Genomic DNA, 12,975 nt, shown 5'->3' on the forward strand with positions numbered 1-12,975 from the left:
CGGCCGTGGCACCGGCCGGTCTCGGCACCGGCCTCGGGCCCGGCAGCGGCACCGGCCTGGGGCCCGGCACCGGCCCCGGTGCCGGCACCGGCCGCGGCACTGGCCCCGGCGGCGCTCCGGTACCGCCTTGATCCCGGCGCGGCGCGCCTCGCGCCTTCGTTCGCCCGAGGGCGCGGGCCGCGCCGCGTCCACACACGACCCCCGACCATCCCCGCACCCATCAGGAGGACTCCGATGACCCTCACCGACCAGGCCGCCGCCGCACCCGCACCCGCGCCCGCGTCCGCCCGGCAGGTACAGCCCGCCGAGGACCGGTACGCCGACGAACTCGCCTTCCTCGCCGCCCAGGACCCCGGCCCCCGACCGCCCGGCTGGGCGCTGACCCCGCGCGCCGTCGTCACCTTCGTCTGCGGCAGCGAGGGCGCCGAACTGGCCCCGCCCCAGGGCGGCGCCCAGCGCGTCATCGCCCCCAAGTTCGTCGGGGAACGCGCCCTCGTGGAGCGGTGCGTGGTCACCCTCGCCGGAGAGCGCGGCCTGCTGCTCACCGGCGAACCCGGCACGGCCAAGTCCATGCTCAGCGAACTGCTCGCCGCCGCCGTCTGCGGCACCAGCTCCCTCACCGTCCAGGGCACCGCCGGCACCACCGAGGACGCCTTCCGGTACGGCTGGAACTACGCGCTGCTGCTCGCCCAGGGGCCGAGCGCGGGAGCCCTGGTGGACTCGCCGGTGCTCTCCGCCATGCGGACCGGGCGGGTGGTGCGCGTCGAGGAGATCACCCGCTGCCTGCCGGAGGTCCAGGACGCGCTGGTGTCGATCCTCTCCGACCGGCGGGTCACCGTGCCCGAACTCACCGCCACCGAGGACGCGCTGGTCTGCGCCGCCCCCGGCTTCACCGTCATCGCCACCGCCAACCTCCGCGACCGCGGCGTCTCCGAGATGTCCGCCGCCCTCAAGCGGCGTTTCAACTTCGAGACCGTCGCCCCCATCGCCGACGCGGACGCCGAGGCCACCCTGATCCGCCGGCAGGCGGTCGCCGCCGTCCAGCGGGCCGGCGCCGCCTTCGGGGTCGACGACGCCGTGCTCGACGCGCTCGTCACCGTCTTCCGCGACCTGCGCTCGGGACGCTCCGCCGAGGGGTGGGACGTGGAGCGCCCCGGTACGGTCATGTCCACCGCCGAGGCCGTGCAGGTGGCGGCTTCGCTGGGGGTCGCGGCCGCGTACCTGCCGGGCGGGGACGTGCTGGACCTGCTGCCGGGGCACCTGCTGGGCGTCGTGCGCAAGGACGACCCGGCCGACCACGGCCGGCTGCTGGGCTACTGGGACGGCCCGGTCCGCCGCCGGGCCGAGGACGGCTCGGCGATGTGGCGCCGCCTCTGGGACCTGCGCGGGAGCCTGCGTTGACCCCGACCCAGGCACCGGCCGACTCCCGTACGGGCGCCGGGGCGTCCGCCGATCCGCGCACGGCCGTGGAGGCGCTGGCCGCGTCCCGCGAGCCGTACCTGCTGGGCGTACGCCACCACAGCCCCGCGCTGGCGGCGTTGGTCCCCGCCCTGCTGGACGCCTCCGGCGCGGACGCGGTCTGCGTCGAGCTGCCGGTGGACTTCCAGCCGTGGCTGGAGCACCTGGCCGACCCGGAGACCGTCGCGCCCGTCGCCCTGGCCGGCACGGGCCGGGACGGCCGCCTGGCCTTCTACCCCTTCGCCGATTTCTCCCCGGAACTGGCCGCGATCCGCTGGGCCGTCTCGCGTGGTGCGACCGTGCTGTGCTGCGACCTCCCGCTGTCCGCCGACGCCTGGACCGCGCCGAGCGCCGCCCCGGCCCCGGCCGCCCCTGCCGAAGGCCCTTCTTCCGACTCGGGCCCGGCGCTCGCGCGCGCAGGCTCCTTCGCGGACGCGCTCGCCGCTGCCGGGACCGGGCGGGAGGGGGAGGACATGTGGGACCGGGCCGTCGAGGTGCTCGCGCCCGGCTGCACCCCGGAAGCCGTCCGGCGCGCTGCGCTCGGCGTCGGATGGGCGTTGCGCGCGGATGCCGCCACCGTCCCGGCGACGGACCTGGCGCGCGAGGCCCACATGCGCGAGGTGATCGGCGGCGCCCTCGCGGCGGGCCACCGCGTGGCCGCCGTGATCGGTGCCTTCCACGCCCCGGCCCTGGTGGGCGCGGCCGTCGCGGCCGGGACGGTCCCCGACTGCGACGCCGCGCTGCCGGCCGGGACCGCGGGAGGCGCCGCGCCCGACGCGGGTGCGGGGCGCCCGGGGCCCGGGGCCGATGCCGTCCCGACGGCAGGGGCCGCAGCAAGCGCCCCCACCGGCACCGACCCCGCCCGTGACCCCGGTACGGCCCGCGCGGGGGCCGCACGCCGCGGGGGGCAGGAGACCGGGCGGCCCGTCACCTCGCTCGTGCCCTACTCCTTCGACCTGCTCGACTCCCGTTCGGGGTACCCGGCCGGCATCCGGGACCCGCTCTGGCAGCAGGCCGTTCTGGAGGCCGGCGGGGACCCCGGCCTGGTACGGGAGGCGGCCTCCGTGGCCCTCACCGGCCTGTGCCGGGAACTGCGCCGCACCGGGCACACCGCCGGGACCGGCGAAGCCGCCGAGACCCTGCGGCTCGCCTGCGACCTGGCCGTCCTGCGCGGACTGCCCGCGCCCGGCCGCGGAGAACTCCTCGAGTCCGTCACCACCGTCCTCGGGCAGGGCGAACCCCTCGGCCGGGGCCGGGCGCTGGCCCGCGCCCTCGAGGCGGTACTCGTCGGCACCGCGCGCGGACGGATCACCCCGCACGCCCCCCGCTCCGGCCTCGGCCCGTCCGTCGAGGCCGAGCTGACGCGGCTGCGCCTGCCCGGCCCCGACGACCCCGCCCCCCGCGAGGTCCGCCTCGACCCGCTGCGCTCCGCTCTCGACGGCCGCCGCGAGGTCCTCCTCCAGCGGCTCCTGGTCTGCGGAGCCGGCTACGGCGAGCCCCTCACCGTCGCCGCCACCGGCGACGGCACCGCCGTCGGCACCAAGTGGCGGCTGTCCTGGACGCCTTCGGTCACGGCCCGCCTCGATCTCGCCGGGGTGCGCGGCGTCACCGCCGCCCAGGCCGCCGCGGGCACCCTGCGCGACACCGCCCGCCGCGCCGCCGCCGACGGCGGACCGGCCCCGGCACAGATCCTGGCCGGGCTGGCCGCCGCCGCGCGCTGCGATCTGCCCGACCTGGTCGACGTACGGCTCCACGAGGCGGCCACCGTGCTGCCGCAGACCGCGTCCCTGCCGGAACTCCTCGACGCCCTCGACCTCCTGGAGGCCCTCCACCGCGGACATCTCCCCGGCACCGGCGCCGCGTCCCGCGCCACGGCCGCCGCGCTCACCGGCGACCTGCTCGAAGCGGCCGTCCGCACGCTGCCCGGCCTCGCCGGAAGCGAGGACACCGCCGACGCCGCGGCCCTGGTGGCCCTCGCCGACCGCGCGGCCACCCACCACCTCGGACTGCGCACCGACGAGGCGCTCGCCGCCCTGGCCGACTCCGCCTCTGCGCTGATCCAGGGCGCGGCCCTGGCCGTACGGGTCCTCCTCGACCTCGATCCGGCCGCCCGGCTCGGCGACCGCGCCGCCGGCTGGATCGACGGCGCCACCACCCCCGACGGGCGCCGCGCCCTGACCCGTCGGCTGGGCGGACTCCTCACCGCCGCGGGACCGCTCCTGCAGTCCTCCCCGGCCGCGCTCACCCCCCTCCTGGACCGCGTCGAGCACCTCGCCGACCAGGACTTCCTCGACCGTCTCCCCGCGCTGCGCGGCGGCTTCGACACCCTGTCCCCGGCCGCCCGCGGCCGGCTGCTGGACACCGTGGGCGAGCGGCTCGGCGACCGGATCGACCTCGCGCTCGACGCACCGCCCGCGCTGCTCGCCCTGTGGGCCGCGGCCGACGCCGCCGGACTTGCCGCGGTCAAGGAACTCCCGCTGCCCCGGGCGGACCTCCCGGCCCGGGCCGCGGTCCAGGCCCCGCCCCCGGCTCCTGCGGCCCCCGCGCCGCCGCAGGCCGCCGCTGCCCCGCGGCCACCCGCCCCGGCGGTCCCGCGGCTCGCCCCCGCCGACCGCTGGCGGCTGCTGCTGGGCCGCGAGCGCGACCGGCTCCCCGCCGGCGCCCGCCGCTACGCCCACGCCCTCGACGAGCTGTACGGGGCCGGCCGCGGCGAGGGCTCTGCCGACCTCGACGGCGGCGCGGGAGGCCGGGGCGGGGGCCGGGACGCCTCGTTCCCCACCGCCCGGGAGTGGTCACAGGAGCTGGAGGCGCTGTTCGGCCCCGAGGTACGGCACGAAGTACTGGGCGGAGCGGTCGAAGCGGGCCGCACCGACGTCCTGGCCCAGCTCGACCCGGCGTCCGTACGGCCCTCCGTGGAGCTGCTGAGCTCCGTCCTGTCGCTCGCCGGGGGGATGCCCGAGGCCCAACTCGCCCGGCTGCGCCCCCTGGTCAGGCGGCTCGTTGACGAACTGGCCAGGGAGCTGGCCACGCGGCTGCGCCCGGCCCTGTCCGGCCTCGCCACTCCGCACCCCACCCGCCGCCCCGGCGGCACGCTCGACCTGGCCCGCACCCTGCGCGCCAACCTCGCGCACGCCCGGCGGCGGCCCGACGGCAGCGTGGCCGTGGTCCCGGAGCGGCCGGTGTTCAGCACCCGGGCCCGCCGCGAGAGCGACTGGCGGCTGATCCTGGTCGTCGACGTGTCCGGCTCGATGGAGGCCTCCGTCATCTGGTCGGCGCTGACCGCGGCCGTACTGGGCGGCGTGCCGACCTTGTCCACCCACTTCCTCGCCTTCTCCACCCAGGTCGTCGACCTCACCGACCGGGTCGAGGACCCGCTCTCGCTGCTGCTGGAGGTCCGGGTCGGCGGCGGTACGCACATCGCCGCCGGGCTCGCACACGCCCGCACCCTGATGACCGTCCCGAGCCGCACCCTCGTCGTCGTGGTCAGCGACTTCGAGGAGGGCGCCCCGATCGGCGGGCTGCTCGGCGAGGTCCGTGCGCTGGCCGCCTCGGGCGCCCACCTGCTGGGCTGCGCCGCGCTGGACGACACGGGCACGCCCCGGTACTCGGTCCCGGTGGCCCGGCAACTCGTCGCCGCCGGGATGCCGGTGGCCGCCCTCAGCCCGCTCGCCCTCGCCCGCTGGGTGGGCGACCGACTCCGTGGAGAAGCCCGTTGACCACCTCACTGCCGCCCGTCGCACCGGAGGTGCTCGCCGGAGCCGTCGAGCAGCTCAGCGCGCGGCTGCGCAAGAAGCTGGACGCGGCCGTCGCGAGCTGCGGGGGGCTCGCCTCGAGCGGGCCGGACGGCGCCGTCGTCCTCGCCTTCGGGGAGGACGCCGTCGTCACGCTGCGCCCCGGCCCGGGGGGCGCGGTCACCGAGGCCGGACAGGCCGAGTGCACCTGCCTGCTGGCCCCCCGCTGCCTCCACCGCGCCGCCGCGCTGGGCGCGGCCCCGCTTGCGGACCCGCCCCCCGACGAGGCCCCGGCCCCCGACGAGGCCCCGAACGCGGACTCGGACGGGGCCCCTGACGCGCTCGGGTCGGCAGCGGCACGGCCGGCGGTGCCCGCGCCCGCAGGGGCTGCCGCCCCCGGCGTATCCGCCGCACCCGGTGTATCCGCCGCGCCCGGCACGCCCCCCGCCCCCGACGGGCCCGCAGGGCGGACCGGGCCGTCCGCCCCCGCCGTGGCGCCGACCGCCGCCCAACTGCGGGCCGCGGCCGCGCTCTGGCGGGCCGCCGCCGACGCCCTCGCCGCCGGGGTCACCGCCGCAGGAGCCGTCGTCCAGGCCGAGTTGCTGCGCGCCGCGCACACCGCCCGTCTCGCCGGGCTGCCGCGGGCCGAGGCGGCCGCGCTGCGCGTCGTACGCGGCCTGCGCGCCGCCCGCGGGCAGCAGGCCGGGCAGCAGCTCGGCGCGCTCACCGGGGCCTTCCGCGAACTCCTGCGCACCGCCGCACTCCTGGCCGCCGGCCGAGCCGACCCCGCACTGACGGGCACCGCCCGCCGCGCCTACACGCCCGGCGGCAGCCTCCAGGTGTACGGCCTGTGCCGGGAGCCCGTCCTCTCCGCCACCGGCTACGGGGGCGTGGTCACCCACCTGCTGGACGCCGACGGCGCCGCGTACTCGCTCGCCGACGTGCGGCCCGGCGGGCTCGCCCGGGCCCGCGGCGCCGGGTCGGCCTCCGTCGCCCTCGGCGGCGGCGTCCTCGACCACGCCGGGCTCGCCCGCGGCGGCCTGCGCATCGTCGGGGCGACGGTCTCCCCGGAAGGCCGGCTCGGTGCCGGGCGCGGGGTCAAGGCGACCCCGCTGCGAGGCGTCGCCTGGACCGAGGAGCCCGCCGCCGCGCTCTTCGCCCGGCCCGCGGCCGAGGCGGTCGCCGCGGGACCGGCGGACGCGGAGGATGCCGAACCGGCGCTGCTCGGCTGTGAGGTCGCCGTCGTCGGCGCGGCCGGGGACCACCTCCTGGTGCGCGAGCCGCGACCGGGCGCCCCCCTGCTGCGGCTGCGGCCCGCACACCCGCACCCCGAGCTGGCGCACACGGCGAACCTGCGCCGCCTCGGCTCGTACCCCGGTCTGCTGCTGCGCGTCTTGGGCCGCCCCGACCTCGACCGGGCTGCCACCCTGCGCCCGCTCGCCGTCGGCCCGGTGCCCGGCGCGCAGTACACCCTGCGGCTACCGGAGGAGTGGCTGGGCCGGGCGGACCTCGGCTACGACCGCCTCCAGGGCGTCCACTTCCCGCCCAGGGCCGCCGAACCGGCTCCCGAGCCGGTTCCGGCCGGCCCGGATCCGCTGGCCGACTCCCCGCTGTGGCGCGTACGCCGCCTCCTGGAGACCGGGGTGGCGGGGGGCCGCCGGGCCGTGGCCGAGGCGGCCCGGGGCACCGAACCCCTCGCCGCGTACGGCCCGCTGCGCCGGGCGGGCCTCACCGGGGCGGCGGAGCTGGCCGCAGCCCTGGCCGCGGAGGCCGACCGCCGCCCCCGCAACGCCTTCGGCCGCCTCGTCGACCCGACCTCCGAGGCCTACGCCCACGCCTGGCTCTGCGCGGCCCTTCACCTGGCGGCGGCGGAACGCTCCCTGATCTGCGCCTCCTGGGCACCCGCCCCGGATGCCTGATTGCCGGGCTTCCGGGGCCAATGGGTGTCCCACAGGGTGCAGTGGTGTTCGGTGGCGGTGTCGATCGGGCGGATCCCGCCCGGACCCGGGGCCAGGGACAGGGCCGGGGCGCGGGTGCGGTGGCGGGGCCACGGGGGAGAGTCCGGGGCGTGGGGGACGCCGGTGCGGGCGAAGGCGGTCCAGTAGTCGGTCATCCGGTCCGCGAGCTCGCGCTGCGGGACCGTCAGTGGCGCCAGTTCGAAGAGGTAGGAGAGCTCGAAGCCGTGCGAGGCTCCGAACGGCAGCCCCGGCACCTCCGGCAGCCCGGTGAAGTCGGGCGCCCCGCGGTCGGAGAACCGGTAGACGTACGTCGGCACGTGCCGGGCCAGCGCACCGCTGTCCCGCAGCGTCGGGCAGGTGAACGAGGCGTCGGACAGCAGGGTCGCCCAGGCCGTCGCGGGCGTCGGGTAGGCCGAGACGGGGTAGGCCGCCCCGACGGCGCGGGCCGTCGACGCCCCGAACGACCGTTCCAGCCGGGCCCGGTAGGCGGCCTCGTCGGCCATCGGGTACGCCGCCAGGGTCGTTCCCAGGAAGATCCGCATCTCGTCCTGCGTGGTGCCCTGCATCACGGGGACACGGTGGAACTGCCCCGTCTCCAGGGCCAGTCGGGGCTCCACGGGCAGCAGGGTGCCGCCGTAGGGGACGCGGGAGAAGGTCTGCATGAGCTCAGGGGTCGCGAGCTCGCGGGGATCCAGCCGCCGCAGGCAGTCCACTGCCCCCGCGGGGCCCCCGCAGCCGAGCCGGGCCGCCGCCAGGACACCGGCCGACACCGTCTCCCGCTCGGGCGCGAAGGGCTCGTACGTACCGAGCGAGGGCAGCAGCGACCAGGGCGGAGCCGTGGTCGAGCACGACCCGCTCTGCACGATCGCCCGGTGGAGGAGGTCCGCCGAGGCCGGGGAGACGAGGTGCGCGCACACGCTGAGGGCGCCCGCCGACTCCCCGAACACCGTGACGTTGCGCGGGTCGCCGCCGAACCGGCCGGCGTTCGCCCGCACCCAGCGCAGCGCCGCCTGTTGGTCGGCGAGGGCGAAGCCGGGCGCACCGCCGAGCTCCGGATGGCCGAACAGGCCGAAGACGCCCAGCCGGTAGTTGACGGTCACGACCACCACCTCGCCCCGCACCGCGAGCCGCTCGGGCCGGTACTGGTCCCCCGCGCCGTTGACGAAGCCCCCGCCGTGGAACCAGACCATGACGGGCCGCCGCGTTGCGCCCCGGGCGGCGCCGCCCGGGGGCGCGGTGACGTTCAGGTACAGGCAGTCCTCGGAACCGATCGGGCCGCCGGGCCCGATCGTCGGCAGCTGCACGCACCGTGCGCCGGGGGCGGCCGCCTCGCGCACCCCCTCCCACCGGGGTGCCGGCTCCGGGAGCCGCCAGCGCCGGGCTCCGGTCGGGGGAGCGGCGTACGGGATGCCCTCGAAGGACTGGTGGCTCCCGTGGTCCCGCCCGCGCACGCGCCCCCGGTCGGTGTCCACGACGGGCCGCTCGACCACGGCCCGCTCGGGGCCGGGGCGCCAAGGGCCGGGGCGGTGCGGGCCCGGCGCCGCGCCCACCAGCAGCAGGACGGCCGTCAGCGCCAGCGGCAGCACGCACCGGCGCCGGAAACTCCGCAGATCGGGCACGCGTCACGCCTTTCCCGAGGGCGCGGCGCAAGCGCGCCCGGCGACCCCCGTTTGCCCGCCCCGAATGGCGCAGTGGGCGGATCTGGCACTCAATGTAACAAAGCGTGCGCTTCCCATGACGCACGATGACCGGCGCGCGATGTGTAGACCCGCGTGTCGGCGAACGGAGCTTTCCATGAATGACCCCCACACTCTCGCGGCGACGGACCGAGAAGACCGCCACGAGTTCCCCGACACCACCCCTCCGGGCGCTCCGGGCACCGAGCCCGTGCGCACCCTGCTGGACACGGCGGCCACCTGCCGCCCCCTGGAGGAGGTCACTGCCCTGGTGAGCCTCCTCAAGGACACCGGCCAGCTGCCCAACCCCGGCCACGAGGCGCTGCGCACGGCCGCCGTGACCCGCCCCGTGCACGAAGTACGCGACATGGTCGTCCTCTTGGGCGAGCCTCCGCACGAGGTGGACGCGGCGGACATCACGCTGCGTGCCGCCGCCGTCGGACGGCCGATCGAGGACGTGGCCCTGCTGGCGACCATCCTCGGCAGCGAGGACCCCGCCCCGCCCGAGCCGTCCGCCGCCCCGGCCGCGACGTCCGGGGAAGCCGGGGAGCGGGCCGAACCGCCCGGGCCTCCCGAGCCGGTCCGGGTCCCGTCCGGGCAGGAGCCGTCCGGGCAGCAGCCGTACGGGCAGGAGACGTACGGGCAGGAGCCGTACGAGCGCCCGTACCGGGAGCTGTACGACGCCCCGTACGCGAAGCCGCGCGCGCATCCCGCACCCGAACGCGAGCCGGCCCGCCCCGGCCCGCCGGTGCTGCGGCACGTCCTGCGCTGGCCGGTGGCGGTCACCCTGCTGGTCGCCGGCGCGCTGCACCTGCCCGCGGACCTGGCGGCGCTGCCGACGGCGGCCCCCGTGGACTTCCTGCCCCTTCTCGTCGCGGCGTTGTGCGTCGGCTTCGGGGCGCTGCTTGCCCTGCGGGACACCACGCTCGTGTGGCGGGCGGCGGCGGCCACGGCCGTCGGCGTCGTCGCCCTGCACGTGGGCGGCGGCGCGGCCGCCTTCGACCCCCTGTCCGGGGCGGTCGGCGGGTCCCTCGCCTGGGCGGGCAGCGCGGTGATGCTCAGCGCGGCGGCCGGCGCCGTCCTCGCGGGACTGGCGCTCAGAAACCCGGGGCGGAGCCCGGCCTGATCCGGCGGTGAGACGAGCGGCACCCCGTGCGCACCCGGCACGGGGTGCCGCTGCACGTGAGGAGCCCTGCCGGGCCGGTCCCGTCCGGAGGTTCACGCCCGGGGTCCACGCCCGGCGGTTCACGCCAGGAGGTTCACGGCCCGCGTGAACACCCGCGGGAGCCGGGCCGCCAGCGGGACGATCCGCCGGGCGAGAGGTGGCCGCTGCCGCGCCCAGAGCAGCGATTCCGTGAGCGCGCGGTAGCTGCGCGACAGCTCCCGCCAGGCCTGTTCGTACGCCTGCGGCCGCCCCGCCCGTACGCAGCGCACCAGTTCGCCCGCCGCCGTCACGGCCAGGGTCAGGCCCTCGCCGGTCAGCGCGTCCACGTATCCCGCCGCGTCCCCGACGAACAGCACGCGCCCCGCCACGCGGACGCGGGCCCCTTGGCGCAGCGGCCCGGCGCCGCGCACGGGCGCGCCCGGGGACGCGGGCAGCCGCGCCGCGAGCAGCGGGAACCGGGCGAGCTGTACGTCGAACGGGGCCTGCTCCGTGGTCAGGACGGCCACGCCGATCCGGTCCGGCGCGAGCGGGGTGACGTACGCCTCGCAGTGCGCCGACCAGTGCACCTCGACGAGCTCGCTCCACGGGGCGACCGCGTAATGGCGGCGCAGGCCGTAGCGCGCGGGCCGGCCGGGCGCGGGTGGCGCGGACAGGCCGAGAGCGCGCCGGACGGGGGAGTGCAGGCCGTCGGCGGCGACGAGGTAACGCGCCGTGAGACCGGCCGCGTTGACGGTGTCACCGTCCTGGCCGACCCCGTCGACGCGTTGCCGGACCACCCGTACGCCCAGCTGCGCGGCGCGCTCCGCCAGCGCGGCCTGGAGTACGGTGCGCCGGACGCCGAGACCGGGGCCGGAGCGGAACAGTCCTTCCGCGTGCCGCCCGCTTACGCCGTCCACGTAACGGATGCCGTGGAACGGCTGCCCGGCCGGCCCGACGCCGAGCCCGCGCAACCGGGCGACGGCCCCCGGCATCAGGCCCTCGCCGCAGGCCTTGTCGACGGGGGTGGGCCGCGGCTCGACCACCACCACCTCGAGGCCGGCCAGCGCGCCGTGGATGGCGGTCGCCAGGCCCGCTGGGCCGCCGCCCGCGATCAGCAGGTCGATCACGAGGGGGAGCCGGCCGTCGGTACGGAGGCGGGGGCGCGCAGGCGTCCGCCGTCGGTCAGCGCCGCGTCCTCGCAGCCGATCCGCACGCGCAGGAGCAGCAGGTTGAGCGCGGTGAAGCCCAGGGCCGTCAGCCAGGCGGTGTGCACCAGCGGCAGCGCGACCCCTTCCACGACCACCGCCGCGTAGTTGGGGTGGCGCATCCACCGGTACGGCCCGGCCGCCACGAGAGGCAGCCCGGGTACGACCAGCACCCGCGTGTTCCAGCGCGGTCCGAGGGTCGCGATGCACCACCAGCGCAGTGCCTGCGCCGCGAGAGCCAGGGCCAGGGCCGTCCAGCCGAGGGCGGGCAGGAACGGGCGCCCGGCGGCCCAGGGTTCCACCACGCAGCCCACCAGGAGCGCGAGGTGCAGGGCGACCATCGCGGGGTAGTGGCCGCGGCCGTACTCGCGGCCGCCCCGGGCCAGGCTCCACGCCGCGTGGCGGCGGGCCGTGGCCAGTTCGACGAGCCGCTCGGCCGCGACCAGGCCGATGAGCAGCAGGTACCAGATCATGGACGGAGTGAGGGCCATGGAGTCACCAGCCAGGGGAGTCGGGGAGGGAGAGGCGGGGGAGGGAGGCGGGACAGCGGGGAGGCGGCGCGGCCGGAGCCGGGGTCACCAGCGCAGCAGGACGAGTTCGGAGGCGAAGCCGGGCCCGAAGGCGAGCATCAGCCCGACCGATCCGGGTGGCGGCGGCCCCGCGCTCTGGATGCCGCCCAGGATGTGCAGGACGGAGGCCGAGGACAGGTTGCCGACGGCCGCCAGCGAGCGGTGGCTCTCCGCGAACGCAGATGCCGGCAGCGCCAGCGCCTCGCCCAGCGCGTCGAGGATCTTCGGGCCGCCCGGATGGCAGATCCAGGCGTCGACGTCCGCGGGCTTGAGGTCGTGCGCGGCGAGGAAGGTCTCCACCTCCTCGGCCACGTGCAGCCTGACCAGGTCCGGGAGTTCGCGGCCGAGGACCATGCGCAGTCCCCAGTGGCCGATGTCCCAGCCGAGCAGGTGCTCGGTGCCGGGGTACAGGCGGCTGCGCGCCGCCACCACCGCGGGTCCGGCGCCGGCGGCGTGCAGGGGGTGGTCGCGGCCCACCGCGACGAGCGCGCCCGCCCCGTCACCGAAGAGGGCCCCGGCGACCAGGTTGGCCATCGAGGTGTCCGTGGCCTGCAGGGTGAGCGAACAGAGTTCGGTGGACAGCAGCAGGGCCGCGTGGCCGGGCCGGCCCGTCAGGTGGTCGTGGAGGTGGCCGACGCCGGCGGCGCCCGCCGCACAGCCGAGGCCGAAGAGCGGCACCCGCCGTACGTCGGGGCGCAGTCCGGCGCGGGAGGCGAGACGTGCCTCGAGGGAGGGCGTCTGGAGCCCGGTCACGGTGGTCGACAGGACGAGGTCGATCTCCGGCGCCGCCAGACCCGCGTCGGCGAGGGCGAGTTCCAGGGCCCGGCTGCCGAGCTCGAGGGCCGCCTCCAGGAACAGGGCGTTCGTCGTGCCGAAGTCGTTGGACGGCCCGTACCGGTCCAGGGGGAGGGCGAGGTGGCGGGTGTGCACGCGCACCGAGGCGTGCACCCGGCGCAGCAGGGCCGCGTCGGAGCCGGGCGGCAGGAAGCGGGCGAGCGCGGCCGTGATCTCGGCCTGCGGATGGAGATGGGGCGGGAACACGCTGCTCACTGCCAGGACACGCGTCATTCGTTCACCATAGGAAACAACGGACACATCGTTATGAATAACGCGAACCGGGCGCGGCGCGGCATAGCGTGTCGCCGTGCCCGCGCGAACCACCGAAGCCCGACGTCCGCTTCCACTGCGGCGACGCCTTCGCGCTCACCGCGTCCGAGTTGAGTGGCCCGTACGA

8 protein-coding genes are annotated in these 12,975 nt (G+C 77.8%); 4 read left to right on the plus strand and 4 right to left on the minus strand.

The window, feature by feature from the left end; all coding sequences use genetic code 11:
* Positions 1-234: 234 nt before the first annotated feature.
* The 3 genes from AB0D44_RS08135 to AB0D44_RS08145 are packed head-to-tail and all read left to right on the plus strand — an operon-like array spanning position 235 to position 7,108.
* Entirely contained in the window at positions 235-1,401 is a 1,167-nt protein-coding gene (locus tag AB0D44_RS08135; RefSeq protein ID WP_362586165.1) for an AAA family ATPase, read from the plus strand.
* Positions 1,398-5,174 (plus strand): DUF5682 family protein, encoded by a 3,777-nt coding sequence (locus AB0D44_RS08140; protein WP_362586168.1) that lies wholly within the window; start codon positions 1,398-1,400, stop codon positions 5,172-5,174. The genes AB0D44_RS08135 and AB0D44_RS08140 overlap by 4 nt, the downstream gene beginning before the upstream one ends.
* Positions 5,171-7,108, plus strand: coding sequence for a hypothetical protein (locus AB0D44_RS08145; RefSeq protein WP_362586170.1), 1,938 nt, complete (start codon positions 5,171-5,173; stop codon positions 7,106-7,108). The genes AB0D44_RS08140 and AB0D44_RS08145 overlap by 4 nt, the downstream gene beginning before the upstream one ends.
* On the opposite strand, the gene AB0D44_RS08150 is transcribed toward AB0D44_RS08145, so the two are convergent.
* On the minus strand, positions 7,045-8,766 hold the full coding sequence (locus AB0D44_RS08150; protein WP_362586173.1) for a carboxylesterase family protein: 1,722 nt from the start codon (positions 8,764-8,766) through the stop codon (positions 7,045-7,047). The genes AB0D44_RS08145 and AB0D44_RS08150 overlap by 64 nt on opposite strands.
* A gap of 175 nt (positions 8,767-8,941) precedes the next feature.
* Between AB0D44_RS08150 and AB0D44_RS08155 the strand changes: the two genes are divergently transcribed.
* Positions 8,942-9,949 carry a hypothetical protein gene (locus AB0D44_RS08155; RefSeq protein ID WP_362586176.1) on the plus strand — a complete coding sequence of 336 codons (1,008 nt, stop codon included), beginning with the start codon at positions 8,942-8,944 and terminating at the stop codon, positions 9,947-9,949.
* A 119-nt stretch (positions 9,950-10,068) separates the two neighbouring features.
* On the opposite strand, the gene AB0D44_RS08160 is transcribed toward AB0D44_RS08155, so the two are convergent.
* The 3 genes from AB0D44_RS08160 to AB0D44_RS08170 all read right to left on the minus strand — a co-directional run bounded on the left by AB0D44_RS08160 (position 10,069) and on the right by AB0D44_RS08170 (position 12,809).
* The gene (locus AB0D44_RS08160; RefSeq protein ID WP_362586179.1) at positions 10,069-11,094 is read right to left on the minus strand and encodes an NAD(P)/FAD-dependent oxidoreductase; all 1,026 of its coding nucleotides are present in this window, start codon (positions 11,092-11,094) and stop codon (positions 10,069-10,071) included.
* On the minus strand, positions 11,091-11,645 hold the full coding sequence (locus tag AB0D44_RS08165; RefSeq protein WP_362586210.1) for an isoprenylcysteine carboxylmethyltransferase family protein: 555 nt from the start codon (positions 11,643-11,645) through the stop codon (positions 11,091-11,093). The genes AB0D44_RS08160 and AB0D44_RS08165 overlap by 4 nt, the downstream gene beginning before the upstream one ends.
* 102 nt (positions 11,646-11,747) lie before the next feature.
* Positions 11,748-12,809 (minus strand): 3-oxoacyl-[acyl-carrier-protein] synthase III C-terminal domain-containing protein, encoded by a 1,062-nt coding sequence (locus AB0D44_RS08170; protein ID WP_362586180.1) that lies wholly within the window; start codon positions 12,807-12,809, stop codon positions 11,748-11,750.
* Between the last annotated feature and the right edge of the window lie 166 nt (positions 12,810-12,975).

Source organism: Streptomyces sp. NPDC048349, from assembly GCF_040651925.1.
GTDB lineage: Bacteria > Actinomycetota > Actinomycetes > Streptomycetales > Streptomycetaceae > Streptomyces.